Source organism: Robiginitalea aurantiaca, from assembly GCF_030380815.1.
GTDB lineage: Bacteria > Bacteroidota > Bacteroidia > Flavobacteriales > Flavobacteriaceae > Robiginitalea > Robiginitalea aurantiaca.
The window spans coordinates 301,716-320,577 of record NZ_JAUDUY010000003.1 but is presented as its reverse complement, the minus strand read 5'-3'; the positions used below and the strand labels follow the sequence as shown (position 1 = coordinate 320,577).

Genomic DNA, 18,862 nt, shown 5'->3' with positions numbered 1-18,862 from the left:
CCTAAAACTCATTTTTTCGAAACAGGCTTCGAATCTTCATGCTAAAGACTCCGAATACCGCCTCCCATACAATTGTTTTACTCATTTTGGACTCTCCCTTCTCCCGATCCGTGAACACGATGGAAACTTCCTGAAGTTTGAACTTTTTCAAATACGCCCTGAATTTCATTTCTATCTGAAAGGCATACCCCACAAACCGAACTGCATCCAGATCGATTGCCTGTAATACCTTTCTATTGTAACACATAAATCCTGCCGTAGGGTCGTGTATTTTCATTCCGGTAATAAACTTGACGTAAATCGAAGCCCCATAGGAGAGCAGCACCCGTTTGAGCGGCCAGTTTACCACATTCACCCCTTTTTTATAACGGGACCCAATCGCTACATCTGCCCCATCAAGACAGGCCCGATGCAGACGCATCAGGTCTGACGGCCTATGGGAAAAATCAGCGTCCATTTCAAAAATATATTCGTAAGAATGCCTGAGCGCCCATTTAAACCCATGAATGTATGCTGTTCCGAGACCTGTCTTTCCTTTTCGGACTTCCAGATGCAGGGATTCGGGAAATTCTTCCTGTAATTCTCTTACGCGTGCAGCCGTTCCATCGGGGGAATTGTCATCTACGATCAGCATATGGTAGTCACGCGGTAAGGCAAAAACAGCCCGGATAATGGCTTCTATATTCTCTATCTCATTGTAAGTAGGAGTGATTACCAGGCCTTCAGCCATACCAATGCGTTTCGGCAAAAATACCAAAATAACTGTGTTGACCGGGATGCAATGGTTTTTTTTACACCTGCCGTTCCGAAGTATCAAAACGCTTTTTTTGTACCTTTGAGCCAATCCAGCCGTATATGAGTAACCCTCTTCCCAGGCCCTTAATATTTCTCATTGGAGGCTTGTTACTGGTTAATTTGCTGCAAGCCTTTGCAACGGGATTGATCTACGATGAAGCGTATTACTGGTACTATTCGCTAAGTCCTTCATGGGGTTATTTTGATCACCCCCCAATGGTCGCCTGGATGGTCGGTTTGGGATATTCAATTTTTCAGAATGAATTAGGCGTACGACTCGTCGGCTGCCTGATGGGAGCGGGCACAGCCCTGCTGATTTGGTCGTTGGTGGAACATCCTGAAAAAAAAACCTACTATCGGGAATTCTTCGTTTGGGTCCTCTCAATAGTCCTGCTCCACGCCTATGGATTTCTGACCCTACCCGACACTCCGCTATTATTCTTTACTGCTTTGTTTCTTTGGCTGTACCGCAGGTTTGTAAAGGAACCGGGATTTGGAATTGCGCTTCTCCTGGGTGTCTGCATGGCAGCGATGATGTACAGTAAATACCACGCCGCTCTTATTATAGTCTTTGTACTGCTATCGAATCTTAGCCTTCTGAAAAACAAATATGCCTGGCTCGCCCTTGTGGTTTCCCTGCTTTGTTATCTGCCCCATCTGAATTGGCTCTATTCAAATGATTTTGTATCCCTGGAGTTTCACCTTTTTGAACGCCCGAATGAACCCTACGATTTTACAAAATTTACCCTGGTGTTTTTTCTAAACCTGATGGCGCTTTTCGGACTTACCTTTACGTTTGCATATAGGGCTGCATTTAAATTTAAGGCCGACAGCCCACTTGAAAAAGCGATGAAGTATATTTTTCTGGGTATGCTGATTTTCTTCTTTGTCTCGAGTTTTCAGAGGCGTATTCAAACTCAGTGGCTCATTACCATCTGCATCCCGGTAGCTGCAATTGTTACCAAATCCTTTATAGAGCAACCTAATTTGAGAAAGTGGATATGGAGGCTGGGGCTTGCCAATATTCTCATTCTTGCCTGGCTGAGAATCGGACTGGTTTACGAACCTGTTTTTCCGGGTCGGTATGAGAGTCATGGCAACAAGATTTGGGTCGAAAACCTAAAAACGCTCGCGGCAGGTACCTCCGTTGTTTTTGAGAATTCGTATCGGGCTGCCTCCATGTATTCATTCTACGCCCAGGAACCTGCAATTTCCCTGGATAATGCCTATTACCGTAAAGACCAATATGCCATCAATGGCTCTGAAGCACTGGTGCAGGGCAAAAAGGTTTTTTATGCCTACAAAGGCAGGGAAGGCAAGGGGCCCTATTACCTGGACGCAAGGGGCACTAAACATTACGGGGTTTTTATCGAAAATTTTGAGTCCTTTCGGGATTTAAAATCGGGGTTGCCCAAAGGTGAGTCATTAAACGCTGATAATGAATACCCTGTTTGGATTTACAATCCGTATAACAAAAGTATTCCCTTAAGAGCACTGCGTTTGGGGGTAGCCTACCTGGATGGCTCAAAACGGCTGCAGGAGATCCGACCGGTCCATACAAACTTCCGATCCGAAACCCGTATACTCCCCAAGGATACCCTGTGGCTTAATGTTGTATTGCCGGCACCTGAAAAGTCCGAACCTGTCTTTGTCCGAATGGTGATCTCTGAAAATGAGTTGCCCTGGGGCCTCAACGGAAGGGCACAACCGATCAAACCATGATGGAAGCTATTGAAAGGACCGTCCCAACGAATGACTGGATTACGCTCATTTTTGTTTTGAGCCTTTTGCTGCTGGTCTTTGCGCGGGCTTTTTTCCTGAGTCGTTTTCAAAATTTCATGATTCTCCCTTTTAACAACAAATACATCTTTCTCTACAATAAAAAAGGGAGGCTTACCCACGGTTTTCACGTCGCATTGAGTTTATTTATGTATTTAAACCTCAGCCTGTTTACACTTTTCACGGCTTCTGTCCTGTTCGATAAGCAAATCAGTCCCGGAGGTTCATTCCTGCTGGTTTCAGGGGGAGCTCTTTTTGTATACTTTCTTCTAAAAATTGGAATGCAGCTCGCGGGTGGTTTAATCCTGGAATTCAGCAAAATCACATCCTCCCTGGTTTTCAAAAAAATGACCTACCTGAACTATAGCGCCCTGGTCATGTTCATCGCAAACCTTTTGCTGGGTTATGTCACTAAGGACTCCAAAATCATCGTTTTTGCAAGTATTTCCTTAATTCTCCTTATCAATAGTATCGGTTGGATCAGTATCCTGAAGATTCATCAAAAGTTGATCGCTTCCCACTTATTCTATTTTATTTTGTACCTTTGCACCCTCGAATTTGCACCTTTTTTGATCATTGCAAATCTGCTAAATGACTGAAGTATGAAGGTAAAGACGATTCTGGTATCCCAGCCGGAACCAAAAATGGAGAACAGCCCCTATTCCAGACTCATTGAGAAGGAAAAGGTCAAAGTGGACTTCCGGCCCTTCATACACGTAGAAGGAGTGGACGCCAAAAGTGTGCGTCAGCAGAAGATCGATCTATCCAACTTTACAGCCATTATTCTCACCAGCCGTAACGCGGTTGACCACTTTTTCCGTATCGCGGAAGAAATGCGCTTTAAAGTGCCGGATTCGATGAAGTATTTTTGTCAGTCGGAAGCCGTAGCTTATTACCTTCAGAAGTATGTTGTTTACCGCAAGCGAAAGATTTACGTCGGTAAACGCAACTTTCAGGAACTGCAGCCGCTTTTTAAGAAATATAAAGACGAAGTATACCTGCTCCCCTCATCGGACGTTTTAAAACCGGCTACCCCGGATACGCTCGATAAGGTAGGGATCAAATGGACCAGGGGGATTTTCTATAAAACTGTGATCAGTGACCTGTCAGACCTGAGAAATGTCTACTATGATGTCCTGGTATTTTTCAGCCCCTCGGGAATTGAATCACTTTTGAAAAACTTCCCGGATTTTGATCAGAAGGACACCCGGATCGCCGTTTTTGGAAATTCCACCATAAATGCCGCTACCGAGGCCGGCCTCAGAATCGATATCAAGGCACCTACCCCTGAAACGCCCTCCATGACCATGGCACTTCAGAAATACATCAATACCGTAAATAAGAAATAAAAAAAAGCTCCCAAATTGGGAGCTTTTTTTTAATAGGCATAGCGTTGGGGACCTCCTCTGCGAATTTCCTCATTGGCATAGGATTCAAATTTCCTGAAATTCTCCCTGAAGGCATTCGATAGTTTGAACGCTGTATCGTAATACGCCTTGTCATCGTTCCATGTCGTTCGAGGGCTGAGTAGTTCGGTAGGTACCCCCGGGCATTCTCTGGGTTGGGCAACACCAAAAACAGAGTGAATGTGATAGGTGTCATAGGTATAAAGACCCAGGGCACCACTAAGTGCGGCACGGATCATCGCACGGGTATACTTGAGTTTCATACGCGTACCCACCCCATAAGGGCCTCCCGTCCAACCTGTATTTACCAACCATACATTTGCACCGGTTTCCTGCATTTTCTTACTGAGCATTTCAGCGTACTTCGTCGGGTGCAGTGGCATGAACGGGGCGCCGAAACAAGCTGAAAAGGAAGGCACGGGTTCATTGACTCCTGCTTCGGTTCCAGCGACTTTAGCTGTATATCCGGAGATGAAATGATATGCTGCCTGAGCCGGAGTTAACCTTGAAATTGGCGGCAGTACGCCAAAGGCATCCGCAGTAAGGAAAAAGATGTGTTTGGGATTTTCACCAATAGAAGGTTCCTGCCGATTTTCAATGTGGTAAATAGGATAGCTGACACGTGTATTTTGAGTGATCTGTGCATCTGAGAAATCCACGACTCCATCGTCATCCATGATGACGTTCTCAAGGATGGCTCCCTTCTTAATAGCCCCGTAAATCTCAGGTTCATTCTCCCCTGAAAGATTGATCACCTTGGCATAACATCCGCCTTCAAAGTTAAATACGGTATTCTCAGCTGTCCAACCGTGTTCATCATCACCGATAAGCTTTCGGGACGGGTCTGTGGAAAGGGTGGTCTTCCCGGTGCCCGACAGACCGAAAAATATGGCAGTGTCTCCATCGGCCCCTACATTTGCTGAACAATGCATAGGCAGTGTGTCCCGAAAAACGGGAAGTATAAAATTCAGGGCAGAAAAAATACTTTTCTTTATCTCTCCGGTGTATCCCGTGCCCCCGATTAGCACCATCTTCCTGCTGAAGTTTAAAATGGCAAAATTATGTTGGCGGGTGCCGTCCTCTTCGGGGTTTGCAAGGAATCCGGGGGCGTTAACAACAGTCCAATCCGCTTCGAATTCACTTAATTCCTCAGCTGAGGGCCTGATAAACATATTGTAAGCAAAATGATTTGACCAAGGATATTCGTTGATCACCCTGACTCCCATCCGATACTTCTGATCCGCACAAACAAAGGAATCACGAACAAAAAGTTCTTTATCATTTAGGTAAGCGATGACTTTATCGTATAAGGCATCGAATTTCCCGGCATCAAAAGGCTTGTTGACCGGACCCCACCATACTTTATCTTCTGTGAGGGCATCTTTGACAATAAATCGGTCCTGAGGGGCACGTCCGGTAAATTCACCGGTATTTACAGCAAGCGCCCCACTTTTGGCCTCTCTGCCGAGATTGGCATCCAGCGTGCGCTGGTGAAGCTCCTGGGGGGAAAGTTGATAGTGAACATTTTCATTGGTTAGTCCATATTCTGACAACGAAATCGATTTCGTTCCGGTGGCAAATGTGCTCATATAGATTGTTTTTGATTTGGCAAAAGTATCAAAATAAAGAGATTCTTCCCGCGCATGTGAAGAACTTAGTTCAATCCCCGGAAAACACGATAAATAAACAATGTCCATCCTGCGATCAGCAGAATCCCGCCCACTGGGGTAATCCAGCCTATCGCACTGAAATCCAACCCGAGAAGAGGACCTGTCGACAAGGCGTAAATCGAAAACGAAAAACAGAGAACACCTCCGGCAATCAAATAAAAAACAGACTTCTTAGCCTTTTCTTCCAACTGATTCATAGTCCCCAGAACCAAAAGGAAAAGCGCGTGATACATCTGATATGCGACTCCTGTCTGAAAGCTGCCCAAGGAACTCTCAGGCAGTAAATTCTTGAGACCATGGGCTCCGAGTGCCCCAAAAATCACCGCAAGCAACCCAAAGAGGGCACCGGTGCCTAAAATAGTTTTGTTCATAACTAGGAGGGTTTCCTTCTATGCAAATGTAACATTTTGATACCTTAGCAATCGTAATCCTAAAGCCTTCTGCACCTTATGTCCAGACGCATCCTGCTCGTAGGAGCCGGTAAATCCACCTCCTACCTTTTAGACTATTTACTGGAACACTCCGGGGAAGAAAACCTCGAAATCATCATTGCGGACAAGTACCCGGAGGCAATACCGGAACAACTGCATAATCATCCGAATTCTTCGGTGATCGGGCTGGACATTTCGGACAGCACCGCCCGACGCGCTGAAATAGACCGGGCTGATATTGTGATTTCCATGCTTCCTGCCCGTCTGCACCTGGAGGTAGCAAAGGATTGCCTGGAGGCCGGTAAAAATCTCGTGACGGCCTCATACATCTCTCCCGAAATGCGAGAACTCGATTCTGAGGTTAAGAAGAAGGGGCTCATTTTTATGAATGAAATTGGCCTTGATCCTGGCATTGATCATATGAGCGCCATGCAGGTAATCGATCGCATTAAGTCTTCAGGAGGTCGAATATTGCTTTTTGAGTCTTTTACCGGTGGCCTGGTCGCACCCGAAAGCGATAACAACCTTTGGAATTATAAATTTACCTGGAATCCGAGAAATGTCGTGGTAGCCGGGCAGGGTGGTGCCGCCAAATTCATGCAGGAAGGGACCTATAAATACATTCCGTACCACAAACTGTTCAGACGGACAGAGTTTCTGGAAATTGAAGGGTATGGCATCTTTGAGGCCTATGCCAATCGGGATTCCCTTAGTTATCGGGATGCCTACGGCCTTGAGGATACACTTACCCTTTATCGGGGAACCATGCGCCGGGTGGGATTTTCCCGGGCTTGGAATATTTTTGTTCAGTTGGGCATGACGGATGATTCTTATCGTATCGAGAATTCAATGGGGATGTCCTACAGGGATTTTACCAATCTATTTCTCGCCTACTCACCTACCGACTCCGTAGAACTCAAACTACGGCATTATCTCAAAATAGATCAGGATGATAATATTTGGGGGAAACTTCTGGAGTTAAATATTTTTGATGCCACTAAAAAGATCACCGTGGAGAATGGCACTCCGGCTCAGATTCTTCAGGAGATCCTCGAGCAGAAGTGGACACTGCAAGAAGCGGATCGGGACATGATCGTAATGTACCACAAATTCGGGTATGAATTGAAGGGTAAACGATTTCAGCTCGATGCGAATATGGTAGCAATCGGGGAATCCACCCGGCACACGGCTATGGCAAAGACGGTTGGCCTTCCTGTAGGTATTGCTACACTGTTAATCCTCAACGGAAAAATAAAGACTCCTGGAGTACAGATCCCTATCAAGCCAGAGGTGTATGAACCCGTACTGAACGCCCTCGAATCCTATGATATCCGATTCAGGGAGTACGAAGTACCCTACCTCGGATACAATCCCGAAGCCGTTGGAAATTAAAGTCCCGGATTCGTATTATTTTTAGAGATAATTCAAGCCGAATGAAGTCAAATCAAAAACAGACCCGGATCGATGGCATCGATAAAAAAATTCTCCGTTACCTAATGGAAGATGCCCGTACTCCGATTCTGGAAATCGCCAGGAATATTGGCATATCAGGAGCAGCTATTCACCAAAGACTTCGCAAACTCGAGAAATCCGGACTGTTATCCGGGTCTAAATTCATACTAAACCCGAAAGTACTCGGGTATACTACGACAGCCTATATTGGAATTTTTCTGGACAAGGCGATGAGTAACCCATATGCCGTTCAGCAGTTAAAGAAGATCCCGGAGGTGCTGGAGTGCCATTACACCACCGGAAACTGGTCTATCCTGATCAAAGTACTCTGCCGGGATAATGAACACCTGATGCAGCTTTTGAATAAAAAAATCCAGCAAATTGAAGGTGTTTCCAGAACGGAAACTTTCATTTCACTGGATCAGTCTATAAATCGTCAGATTCAGATTTAAGGCTTGCCCTTTAGTTCCGTCCTCCAAATACCTGCAGACCCCAATAGACCAGATTGGCCAGGGCTCCGATGGCAGCGACCAAATAGGTTCGAGCGGCCCATTTTAAAGCGTCTTCAGCCCCACCGTATTCTTTTGGAGTTACCATGCCTGTTTGCTTTAACCAGGCCAGTGCCCTGTTACTTGCATCGTATTCCACAGGAAGGGTGACAAAGCTAAAAACCGTAGCAAGTCCCATCATAACCAGACCTGCGACTGCTATCCAATATCCCATACCTGCCCCGGCTGCCGCCCCAAGGATCAACCCCCCGAATACCAGCCACGTAGACATCCCGGAGGTAATGCTGACCACCGGCACCAGTTTTGACCGCATCGTAAGCCATTGGTAGGACTTCGCGTGTTGCACGGCGTGCCCGCACTCGTGCGCGGCCACGGCAGCTGCTGCCGCGTTACGCTGATTGTAAACGCTCTCACTGAGATTGACCGTTTTATTTTTTGGGTTGTAGTGGTCCGTAAGCATACCCGGAGTACTGATCACCTTCACATCCTGAATCCCGTTGTCAGCGAGCATTTTCTGAGCTATTTCGGCACCGCTCATCCCATTCTGCAAATGCACCTTGGAATAATGCCGGAACTTACTTTTCAGGCGTGAACTCACCAACCAGCTAATCAGCGCAATCCCGCCGATTAGAATATAATATCCTGTAATTCCCATAATTTCAGTTTAAGGTTACTAAAAGTAGCAAAACTTAAAGCAAAAACCTCGCCATAATCCCCGGAAGGGGAATTGGACAATTCTTCTGAAATCCTGTCAGTCCCTGGGATCTATACTGTCACACCCTCGAGAGGGCCGAAAGTTTCTAAGATTTCCTCGTAAACGACCTCTCCGTGAACAATATTCAGTCCCTTCTGTAGAGAAGCATCTTCAGAACAGGCCTTCTCCCATCCCTTTTCTGCCAGACTGAGTACGTAGGGGAGCGTGACATTGGTAAGTGCGAGTGTCGAGGTATAAGGCACGGCTCCAGGCATATTGGCCACACAGTAATGCACTACATCATCGATAATGAATACCGGATCTTCGTGCGTGGTGGGTTTCGAAGTCTCAACGCACCCACCCTGGTCCACTGCAACATCGACGATCACTGTGCCGGGAGTCATGGATTTGAGCATATCACGGGTAATTAACTTGGGAGCCTTGGCCCCTTTGATCAAGACACCCCCTACAATCAGGTCATGAGATTTAATATGCTTTCGAATATTGTATTCGTTTGAAAACTCTGTAACAACATGAGGTGGCATGACATCATTGACATACCGCAATCGCTTCATATTGACATCCAACACTGTTACATGGGCCCCCAGCCCTGCAGCCATTTTGGCGGCCTGGATACCCACAGTTCCGGCTCCGAGCACCAATACCCGACCCGGAGGAACTCCGGGAACACCCCCGAGTAGAACGCCACGTCCCTTGACCGGTTTTTCGAGGTATTTCGCTCCCTGTTGTATTGCCATTCGTCCGGCGACCTCAGACATTGGGGTTAGCAGGGGAAGGGTTCTTTCTTCATCTTCCACGGTTTCATAGGCAATGCATACAGCCTGGCTCTCGATCATTGCCCGGGTGAGCGGTTCACTCGAGGCAAAATGGAAATAGGTGAATACAATCTGCCCTTTCTTTATCAGTTTATATTCTTCCCGAATCGGCTCTTTGACCTTTACAATCATCTCGCTCATTCCATAAACCTCAGCAATGGTGTCGAGGATCTGTGCCCCTACTTTTAAATAGTCCTCATCTGTGAAGCCGCTACCCACGCCTGCACCGGATTGGACAAATACTTCGTGCCCCTTATGAGTTAGTTCGAGAACCCCGGCAGGAGTCATTCCCACCCGGCTTTCGTTATTCTTGATTTCTTTAGGAATCCCAATAATCATGTCGCAGTATTTTATATTCGGTAAAGATGTGTCAAAAAAAGGATAATTTGAATATTTTTTCGATAAAATAGAGGGTAATAGTGTTCAATTATAGTTTTTTAATGTACTATACCCCTATTTTTTAGGGGGTAAGTATGTCTTTTTATATTATTATTTAAACAACACCCCCTGTTTTCATAGCCAATAGACGTTGGAGTTTTCAACAATTCCCTGAAAGTTGATTTTCCAGCACAGCTGTTCAAGGGTTCCAATAAAGGCAGAACCCCAACCGCGGCAACCGTCACCTGGGTCGCCTCGCGGGGATTGGATATCCCAGATAAGCGCGAGATGATTTCCTCTTGCAGGGTATGGGGTTAGTTTGGACTTGGGGGTGGGTGGGCCCTGTATGCGTAAAAAGAATTCTGCTTAGCACATCACCTTCAGAAAAGAACAACCACAGGGAACTACACCACGATATTGACAATCTTACCGGGCACGACAATAACCTTGCGCGGCTCCCGTCCTTCGAGGTAGTGATGTGTTTGTTCATCATCCATTACGGCAGCTTCTATTTGCTCCCGATCCAGATCGAGGGAAAGTGCAATTTTAAAGCGCATTTTACCATTAAAGGAAACAGGGTACTCCTTGGTGCTTTCTATCAGGTAGCGGGCCTCGTAAACCGGGTAAGGAACCCTGGCCACACTTTGCTTATGGCCAAGCTTCTCCCATAGTTCTTCCGCGATGTGAGGAGCATATGGCGCCACCAGTACAGCCAAAGGCTCAAGTATATCACGTTCCCTGCATCCTCCGGCAGTCAGTTCATTTACACAGATCATAAAGGTGGAAACGGAGGTGTTAAAGGAAAAGCCTTCAATATCCTCGGTAACCTTTTTAATCGTCTTATGGAGGGTTTTCAGGTTTTGGGCCGATGCCGGGTTATCCAGAACTTCAAAACTGCGATCTGCCCCCTGATGGTATAGCTTCCACAGTTTTTTCAAAAATCCATGAACACCGCTGAGTCCTGCTGTATTCCAGGGTTTGGATTGTTCAAGAGGCCCCAGGAACATCTCGTAAAGACGAAGGGAATCCGCCCCGTACTCCTCACAAATCTGATCCGGATTAACGACATTGAACCATCGCTTGGACATTTTTTCCGCCTCCCGGCCAACGATATACACTCCGTTTTCCAAGTGAAATTCCGCCTCCTTAAACTGAGGCTGCCATTCCCGTAATTTCTCCAGGTCCAGCTCATCTGAAGCATTGACCAGGTTGACGTCCACGCGTATTTCTTCCACAGGAGTCGCACCCACAAGACCTTTGCTAAGGTATTGCTGCGTCCCGCTTTTCCGGTATACGATTGCGCTGGTTCCAAGGATCATTCCCTGATTAATGAGTTTACGAGCATACTCATCACGTGGAATCCATCCCCTGTCATACATGAACTTTTGCCAGAATCGGGAATACAGCAAATGCCCGGTTGCGTGTTCACTTCCTCCAATATAGAGATCTACATCCTGCCAGTATTCGATCGCTTTATCGGAGACCAGGGCATCCGGATTCTTCGGATCCATATAACGATTGAAATACTGAGAGCTCCCCGCCCATCCAGGCATGGTATTCAGCTCCAGGGGGAAAACCGTTTTACGATCTATTTTTTCATTTGCAACAACCTCTTCCTTTTCAACATCCCATGCCCAGTGTGTGGCATTTCCTAAGGGTGGTTCCCCTGTTTCAGTGGGCAAGTACTTTTCCACCTCCGGAAGATTCAGAGGAAGACAACGCTCGGGAATAAGCCGTGGTAAGCCCTCAGCGTCATAATAAACCGGAAAAGGTTCGCCCCAATAGCGCTGCCTGCTGAAAACCGCATCCCGAAGGCGGTAATTTACTTTACCGGCCCCGGCACCTTTTTTCTCCAGCGCTTCAATCACCTTTTGGCTCGCCTCCCTGTAAGTCAATCCGCTGATAAAACCGGAATTCTCGATAATTACGCCATCCTTTTCTTCAAAAGCAGACTCTTCAATGGAGACCCCCTTAAAAATATTTGGTATCGGAATATCAAAATTACGGGCAAAATCAAAGTCTCGCTGATCCCCGCATGGCACGGACATGACCGCACCCGTTCCATAACCGGCAAGAACATAATCCCCGATCCATATGGGAATGGATTCTCCTGAAAAAGGATGAACAGCATAGGCCCCGGTAAAAACCCCGGAAATGGATTTAACGTCTGCCATTCGCTCCCGTTCCGAGCGTCTGGAGGTAGCTTCAATATAGGCTTTAACCGCTTCCAGGTGCTCAGAGGTAGTTAGCTTTAAAACCAGTTCATGTTCCGGAGCAAGCGTCATAAAACTCACCCCGAAAATAGTATCTGGCCGGGTCGTGAACACTTCTATCGGAAAAGACTCCTCCTGATCCCGGTTAGGTTGTGTGTGAAAAATCACGGCCGCTCCCACCGAACGTCCAATCCAGTTTTGCTGGGAATCTTTCAGAGGTTTAGGCCAGTCCACGGTTTCCAGACCGTCCAGCAGCCGCTGGGCATATGCGGTAATCCGCATACTCCACTGCGTCATTTTTTTACGGATTACCGGGTATCCCCCCCTCTCAGAAACGCCATTCACAATTTCATCATTGGCCAGAACCGTCCCTAATTCCGGACACCAATTCACCTCGGTATCTGCAAGGTAGGTTAGCCTGTACTTAAGTAAGATCTCTTGTTGTTGTGCTTTTGAATAGGCGTTCCATTCGGAGGCTGAAAAAGTCCAGCAATCCTCATCGCATGCGGCTTCTACCCGAAGATTCCCTTCAGTCTCGAATTCAGAAATCAAGGTCTCAATGCTTTCAGCCCTGTCTGCAGCAATGTTGTACCAGGAATTAAACAACTGCATGAAAATCCATTGGGTCCAACGGTAATAGGAAGGATCAGAAGTACGGACCTCTCTGTCCCAGTCGTAGGAGAACCCAAGTTGATCCAGTTGTTCCCGATACCGTTTTATATTGGTCTCCGTAGTGATGGCCGGATGCTGGCCAGTCTGAATCGCATACTGCTCCGCGGGAAGCCCGAAAGAATCATATCCCATTGGATGCAGGACGTTAAAGCCCTGATGCCTTTTAAATCGGGCATAAATATCACTCGCAATGTAACCCAGTGGGTGTCCTACGTGAAGTCCTGCCCCTGAAGGATAGGGAAACATGTCCAGGACATAGTATTTTGGTTTCTCCGATGGGAATTCAGCCCTAAAAGTCTTATGCGCTGACCAAAATTGTTGCCATTTGGCTTCTATTTTCCTGAAATCGTACTGCATTTTCCGGGTGAAAAAGTGAGGTTGGGTGCCCCAAAGGTTAATTCCGGTCAAAAATAAGTGGAATCCATTTACTTTCCTATTTTTACATATCCTTAGTACCGCTATGAGCAAATCATTTGAACGCTACCAAAGGCGCAAACTCATCTCATCCTACTTTTCGGTTATCCTGAGCATTGCTTTGGTCCTTTTTTTATTGGGTGTTCTGGGACTCCTGTTACTTAACACCAAAAAACTGGCTGACCACTTCAAGGAAGAGATCACCCTATCCGTTTTCCTCAAGGATACGGCAAAAGAGGTGGAAATAAGCCAGCTGCAGAAAAGCCTTGTTATGGCGGATTATACAAAATCTGCCGTTTTCGTCTCAAAAGATGAAGCCGCGGAACAGCACAGTGCTGATATCGGAGAGGATTTTTTGGAATTCCTTGGATATAATCCCCTGAAAAACTCCATCGATGTTAATTTGAAGGCAGATTTCGTGAGTACGATACAGGTAGATTCTATCGCCCAGGCCATAGCAGGTGAAACTTTTGTAGAGGAAGTTAGTTATGACAAGCCCACCCTCGATCTGTTAACCAAAAATGTCAAACGGATTGGCCTGATAATCCTGATTGCTTCCGCGCTTTTTACCCTGATTGCCGTATTGCTTATAAATAGTTCCATTCGCCTTTCGATCTATTCCAAGCGCTTTATCATTAAGACCATGCAGATGGTGGGAGCAACAAAATCATTCATTCGAAAACCTTTTATCTGGACCAATATCAAACTCGGGATGATCGGGGCAGTCCTCGCACTCATAGGAATTGCCGGCTTGCTGCTATATTTGAATCAGAACTTTCCCCAACTCGGACTTCTACAGGACACTTTACAGCTCGGCCTGGTCTTTGCAGGGGTTTTCCTGGCCGGAATCCTAATTTCGCTGGCCAGCACCTATTTTGCCACACAGCGATTTCTGAACCTTCGAACTGACGATTTATATTACTAAATTTGCAGTATGAGCAAGAAAAAGAACCGGGTACCCCCCCAAAAAAAGTCACAGGAATTCATTTTTCAGCGCAGGAACTACCTGTTGATGTTCATAGGACTTGTCTTTATCGCCCTGGGGTACATCCTGATGGCTGGTGGCGGCAGTGAGGATCCGGAGGTCTTCAGCGAGGCCATCTTCAATTTCAGACGCATCCGCCTTGCGCCAACTTTGGTGCTTATCGGGCTGGGAATCCAGGTATTTGCAATTCTCGCCAATCCCAACAAGAAGAAATCCCGCTAATTGGATCTGATAGACGCCATTATCCTGGGAATTATCCAGGGACTCACGGAATTCCTTCCCGTTTCTTCCAGCGGCCACCTGGAGTTGGGCAAAGTGTTGCTGGGAGATACGTCCATCCCTGAAGAAAGCCTCCTTTTTACCGTAGTACTTCACTTTGCGACGGCCTTAAGCACTATTGTAGTCTACCGGAAAGATGTTTGGGAAATTATTCAGGGGCTTTTCGCATTTAAAGATAACGAGGCCTCCAGGTTCTCACTTAAAATTATCATCTCCATGGTTCCGGCAGCCCTGGTTGGAATGTTTTTTGAAGACGAGCTGGAAATACTCTTCAGCGGCAATATTCTGCTGGTGGGTAGCATGTTATTGATTACGGCCCTCTTGCTCTTTTTAGCTGATCGGGCCAAGACCACCCACAAAAATGTGTCTTACGGCAACTCCCTGGTCATCGGTATCGCCCAGGCCGTGGCCATGCTACCCGGTATTTCGCGCAGTGGAGCAACTATAGCTACTTCTGTACTCCTTGGCGTTGACAAACAAAAGGCGGCTCGATTTTCCTTCCTTATGGTTGTTCCGCTGATTTTGGGTAAGATCGCAAAAGATATCCTCAGTGGGGATCTCAATTTCCAGGCTGATAATTTTGGGGTCCTGTCGGCTGGATTCGCGGCTGCTTTCCTGGCCGGCCTTCTGGCCTGTACATGGATGATCCGCCTTGTGCGCAACAGCAGACTTACCTTTTTTGCCGTATATTGTCTCATCGTCGGCTGTATAGCTATTGCTGCAACGCTTTGGCTATAAGCGAAATAAATAGCAACTCTTTTTGATACTCACCAAAGAAGCCTTCCTGGAAGGGCAAATCCTGTTAATCGACAAACCTTATGAATGGTCCTCATTTCAGGCTGTCAATTCTGTAAAATGGACGCTGCGTAAGGCATTCTCCCTGAAAAAAATAAAAGTTGGTCATGCGGGCACATTGGACCCTTTGGCAACAGGGTTACTCCTGGTTTGCACCGGAAGGAGCACAAAAAAGATTGCATCCTTACAGGGTATGACTAAGGTATATACAGGCACCTTCCATCTGGGCGCCACCACACCTTCCTACGATATGGAAACCCCGGTTGACAGGACCTATCCGACTGCCCATTTATCAGAAGCATTTTTGAGGGAGAAAACGCAATTGTTCCTGGGTGAAATCACGCAAAAACCACCTGTTTTCTCAGCCGTTAAAAAAGACGGCAAACGCCTTTATGAATACGCCAGGGAAGGGAAAGAGGTCGATATTCCGGTGCGACAGGTAGTAATCAACAACTTTGAGCTCACTAGAATTGCACTGCCAGAGGTAGATTTTACAATTACCTGCAGCAAGGGCACGTATATAAGGTCATTGGCCTATGATTTTGGGAAGGCTGTTGATTCGGGGGCCTATCTATCCTCCCTTAAAAGAACCAAAATAGGTTCCTACAACGTAGATAATGCAATAAGTCCTGATGAATTCCGCAGGTTATTTGAAGAAGCGGGCTTTAAAGTCTGATTGGCAAAATCGGCGAGTCAGGCCTTAAAAACAAAATAATTCAGGCTAAAAAGGGTTATAGTCTTATGGATTTGACACGCAGTCAACTTGCATTTCTGATTACGTTCTTCTCTTTGAGTATCGTAGTATTGACCCTGTTCAATATTCATCTCGGCACTCAGATAGAAGAGGAATACGTCATTGAAATGACTCTGGCGGATGAGGATCTGGAGACCGTGCTGGAAGAAATGGAAGCCCGGGAAAAGGAAGAGTCAGATCCGGTAAAAACCCATATGGCCCTCAACGAAACCGCCAAACCCAGGTATGGCGCACCAGAACCTCTGAAAACCCTGGAAGAAATTATGGCAGAACGGGCAGCGGAGGAGGGCACAGACCCTGCTGAGAATACAAATCAGGAGGATTTTTCCAGTTCACTGGAAGAGCTGGCACGTCAAAGGGAAGCCAAAAGAGAGCTTCTTGGCGAAAAGGAAGCCGAGAAAAAGGAGTATACAAGTTTCCTCTCAGAAAAAAGAACCTCTATCAGCTATTCCCTCATCGGGAGGAACCACTACGAACTCCCCCCTCCTATTTACACCTGTATTGAAGGCGGTAAAGTCGTGATCAATATCGAAGTGGATAACCTCGGATTTGTAAAGGATGCTTCCTTTAATGACAAAAGCTCCACAACTTCCAATGGCTGCCTTGTAGAGAATGCGATTTCCTATGCCCTGAAGGCCAGGTTCAGCAGCTCCGAAAAAATTTCTCAAAAGGGAACGATTACCTATTTATTCCAGAGTAAGTAGGGCTTTCAATTCTGATTTAATAGCTAACCCCTTGTCCTTATTATACCATTTCTGAAGGGTTTCCCTGAATTCAGCATCTAATTTACCGTGCAGTGCCTTGTATTCATTTACCATTCTGCGGGCTTCTTGGGGACGGGGTCCCCAGGTGGCTGCAACGCGGAAATCTTCTTCGGGTCGCACGACCAGGAGTTTGGGAATAGAACGGGCGTTATCTGTCAGAAAACGATCCATCAGTTCGGGATTCTGATCCCTGAAAACAATTCTCAGATCAAGAAAGGGAGTTGCCGCAGCCATGGCTTGCAAAACTGGGAGTACCGGGGCGGCATCCCCACACCAGGACTCGGTCAGGACCAACCATACATATGGGGTTCTCAATGTTTCGAGCAGGTTCTTTTCCTGCTCATCCAGTCTTATTCTTCGTTCCCAGCGACGCATCCGTTGATGGTTTAACATGGTGTAGTGCACCATTTCTTGCGTTTGAATATCCCCGGAAGTCTTTTTCTCACTTGCCATGGCGGCAACCAGGTCGGCGTACTCCCTGTAACCCATTGAATTTTCAAGCGCCCGGGATATGAGTTTCTTGGTCTCTGTTCGCATTGGTTTTATATCCTGCATCTGTCTTGTTGAGTGAATTAGCCTTTACTTGGTAGGAATGGCGGGGGAATCCTTACAGCGGCAGCATAGCTCAGGGATTGAGTTCGGGGTTAATGGCGAGGGCCTGGAATAACTTGGCCTTGGCCATCAGGTATTTGTTTTGTACCTCGTTTGCCTTAAGACGTGCATCGATAAGGGATCGCTCACGGGAGTTGATCAGAAAAAGGGAGCTTTCCCCAAAGCTAAACTTGCGCTCTTCCGCCTGTAGAAGCCGGCTATAGTCTACGACGATCCCATCGATTAAGACATTCTGCCTTTCAAAGGAATCGAGTTCATTGTAGAGCGCGAATACTTTGTTGCGAATACTCACCCAGGCGTTATCTCGCTCAAACTCCGCATCCCTGAGTTTAAAACGCGCGAGTTTCAGGGCTCCCCGCTCTTTCCGCAAAAAGAGTGGCATGCTAAAGGTTACCCCTCCCTTATAATCCTGGGTCACATACGTGTTGATCTGGTCCGGGGTTTCCGTCAGGAAGTTATACTCCAGCTGAATTTGGGGAAACAACTGATTGACCTTAAGGCGCCGGTCAACTTCCAGTCCCTGGATTTTATAATCGAGGGAACGGAGTTTCGGATGGGTCTCGAGCGCAAAACTATCTAAAGGAATCCCGTCGATTTCAAGTGCATCGTCCACCTGTTCTCCCGGTGTTGCCTCGGGAATAACGCCATCCTGAACCTCGATGGGGATGTTGTCATCCAGCCATAGAAAATTGGAGAGTTCCAGGGCGGTGTTGCGATAGCGCACCCGGGCTTGTTCCAATCCCAGGTTACGGCTTTGCACGGCAATTCCCGCTTCCACGGTATCTATATATGCGATTTCTCCGGCCAGGGCACTTTCCCTGATACCCTTAAAACGCAGACGGGCGTTGTCGAGAAATTGTTCAAAAACCAGCAGGTCTTTGTAGGCCTGTAACCACTTAAAGTAGGCTGATGAAGCATCGAATAGAATCTGATTTACGAATAGGTCGCGGTCGGCCTCGCTCTGTTGCTCAAAGTATTTTGCTTTCCTGAGGGTCGCCATACGCTCGTTGATCCAAAGGCCATTGAGTACGTTCACAGAGACTCCAGCGCTGAATAGGCCGCCATCAGGAACGAATTCATCCGGATTCAGGAAATCGCCTTCATTCTGCTCAAATTGCCCTTTTAGCTCAACCCCAAACCATGTAGGGATTTTGAAAGTCGCATTCAGGCGGTCATAGTACTCCGACCCCTTAAATTGCTTGCGGTCGTAATCCACCTCCAGCTTGGGATCGAAGCCGCCGCGGGATTGCAACAGGTTCGCCTCTGCAGCCCCGAGCACGATCTGTGCCTGCCGGGCTACCGGATGAAACTGTTTCACATAGGCCAGGTACTCACGAAACCCGAGGACAAGGCTATCTGCTTCCTGTGCATTAAGCAGGGAAGAGAAACAGAAAACGAGTATTAAGACGAGTCTGATTCGCATC

18 protein-coding genes are annotated in these 18,862 nt (G+C 46.9%); 10 read left to right on the top strand and 8 right to left on the bottom strand.

The window, feature by feature from the left end; all coding sequences use genetic code 11:
* Window position 1: 1 nt before the first annotated feature.
* Window positions 2–730: a polyprenol monophosphomannose synthase gene (locus tag QU605_RS07860; RefSeq protein ID WP_289724736.1), complete on the bottom strand. Its 729-nt coding sequence runs from the start codon at window positions 728–730 to the stop codon at window positions 2–4.
* Between the two features lie 125 nt (window positions 731–855).
* Between QU605_RS07860 and QU605_RS07855 the strand changes: the two genes are divergently transcribed.
* The 3 genes from QU605_RS07855 to QU605_RS07845 are packed head-to-tail and all read left to right on the top strand — an operon-like array spanning window position 856 to window position 3,923.
* Window positions 856–2,517, top strand: coding sequence for an ArnT family glycosyltransferase (locus QU605_RS07855; RefSeq protein WP_289724735.1), 1,662 nt, complete (start codon window positions 856–858; stop codon window positions 2,515–2,517).
* The gene (locus QU605_RS07850) at window positions 2,514–3,173 is read left to right on the top strand and encodes a DUF4271 domain-containing protein (RefSeq protein WP_289724734.1); all 660 of its coding nucleotides are present in this window, start codon (window positions 2,514–2,516) and stop codon (window positions 3,171–3,173) included. The genes QU605_RS07855 and QU605_RS07850 overlap by 4 nt, the downstream gene beginning before the upstream one ends.
* A 3-nt stretch (window positions 3,174–3,176) precedes the next feature.
* The gene (locus tag QU605_RS07845; RefSeq protein WP_289724733.1) at window positions 3,177–3,923 is read left to right on the top strand and encodes a uroporphyrinogen-III synthase; all 747 of its coding nucleotides are present in this window, start codon (window positions 3,177–3,179) and stop codon (window positions 3,921–3,923) included.
* Between the two features lie 29 nt (window positions 3,924–3,952).
* Here QU605_RS07845 and pckA read toward each other — a convergent pair whose 3' ends face one another.
* On the bottom strand, window positions 3,953–5,569 hold the full coding sequence (pckA, locus tag QU605_RS07840; protein ID WP_289724732.1) for a phosphoenolpyruvate carboxykinase (ATP): 1,617 nt from the start codon (window positions 5,567–5,569) through the stop codon (window positions 3,953–3,955).
* A 65-nt stretch (window positions 5,570–5,634) separates the two neighbouring features.
* Window positions 5,635–6,021 (bottom strand): DUF423 domain-containing protein, encoded by a 387-nt coding sequence (locus QU605_RS07835; RefSeq protein WP_289724731.1) that lies wholly within the window; start codon window positions 6,019–6,021, stop codon window positions 5,635–5,637.
* Window positions 6,022–6,099: 78 nt separating this feature from the next.
* Here QU605_RS07835 and QU605_RS07830 point away from each other — a divergent pair, with 78 nt between their 5' ends.
* Window positions 6,100–7,473, top strand: a complete 1,374-nt coding sequence (locus QU605_RS07830; RefSeq protein ID WP_289724730.1) for a saccharopine dehydrogenase family protein — start codon at window positions 6,100–6,102, stop codon at window positions 7,471–7,473.
* Between the two features lie 41 nt (window positions 7,474–7,514).
* A complete protein-coding gene (locus QU605_RS07825) occupies window positions 7,515–7,985 on the top strand; it encodes an Lrp/AsnC ligand binding domain-containing protein (RefSeq protein WP_289724729.1) in 471 nt (156 codons plus the stop codon).
* Between the two features lie 10 nt (window positions 7,986–7,995).
* Here the strand turns inward: QU605_RS07825 and QU605_RS07820 are convergent, their stop codons facing one another.
* The 3 genes from QU605_RS07820 to leuS all read right to left on the bottom strand — a co-directional run bounded on the left by QU605_RS07820 (window position 7,996) and on the right by leuS (window position 13,192).
* Window positions 7,996–8,691, bottom strand: coding sequence for a zinc metallopeptidase (locus tag QU605_RS07820; RefSeq protein WP_289724964.1), 696 nt, complete (start codon window positions 8,689–8,691; stop codon window positions 7,996–7,998).
* 116 nt (window positions 8,692–8,807) lie between these two features.
* Window positions 8,808–9,911: an alanine dehydrogenase gene (gene ald, locus QU605_RS07815; RefSeq protein ID WP_289724728.1), complete on the bottom strand. Its 1,104-nt coding sequence runs from the start codon at window positions 9,909–9,911 to the stop codon at window positions 8,808–8,810.
* A gap of 443 nt (window positions 9,912–10,354) precedes the next feature.
* On the bottom strand, window positions 10,355–13,192 hold the full coding sequence (leuS, locus tag QU605_RS07810) for a leucine--tRNA ligase (RefSeq protein ID WP_289724727.1): 2,838 nt from the start codon (window positions 13,190–13,192) through the stop codon (window positions 10,355–10,357).
* 103 nt (window positions 13,193–13,295) lie between these two features.
* Here leuS and QU605_RS07805 point away from each other — a divergent pair, with 103 nt between their 5' ends.
* From QU605_RS07805 to QU605_RS07785, 5 genes are all read left to right on the top strand, one after another.
* The gene (locus QU605_RS07805; protein ID WP_289724726.1) at window positions 13,296–14,174 is read left to right on the top strand and encodes a cell division protein FtsX; all 879 of its coding nucleotides are present in this window, start codon (window positions 13,296–13,298) and stop codon (window positions 14,172–14,174) included.
* A 9-nt stretch (window positions 14,175–14,183) separates the two neighbouring features.
* Window positions 14,184–14,456, top strand: coding sequence for a DUF3098 domain-containing protein (locus tag QU605_RS07800; protein ID WP_289724725.1), 273 nt, complete (start codon window positions 14,184–14,186; stop codon window positions 14,454–14,456).
* Window positions 14,457–15,251: an undecaprenyl-diphosphate phosphatase gene (locus tag QU605_RS07795; protein ID WP_289724724.1), complete on the top strand. Its 795-nt coding sequence runs from the start codon at window positions 14,457–14,459 to the stop codon at window positions 15,249–15,251. It abuts the gene before it with no gap.
* 22 nt (window positions 15,252–15,273) lie between these two features.
* Window positions 15,274–15,984, top strand: a complete 711-nt coding sequence (gene truB, locus QU605_RS07790; protein ID WP_289724723.1) for a tRNA pseudouridine(55) synthase TruB — start codon at window positions 15,274–15,276, stop codon at window positions 15,982–15,984.
* 65 nt (window positions 15,985–16,049) lie between these two features.
* Window positions 16,050–16,766 carry a hypothetical protein gene (locus QU605_RS07785; RefSeq protein ID WP_289724722.1) on the top strand — a complete coding sequence of 239 codons (717 nt, stop codon included), beginning with the start codon at window positions 16,050–16,052 and terminating at the stop codon, window positions 16,764–16,766.
* On the opposite strand, the gene QU605_RS07780 is transcribed toward QU605_RS07785, so the two are convergent.
* Window positions 16,749–17,363, bottom strand: a complete 615-nt coding sequence (locus QU605_RS07780; protein WP_289724721.1) for a thioredoxin family protein — start codon at window positions 17,361–17,363, stop codon at window positions 16,749–16,751. The genes QU605_RS07785 and QU605_RS07780 overlap by 18 nt on opposite strands.
* Before the next feature lie 88 nt (window positions 17,364–17,451).
* On the bottom strand, window positions 17,452–18,861 hold the full coding sequence (locus QU605_RS07775; RefSeq protein ID WP_289724720.1) for a TolC family protein: 1,410 nt from the start codon (window positions 18,859–18,861) through the stop codon (window positions 17,452–17,454).
* Window position 18,862: the final 1 nt, after the last annotated feature.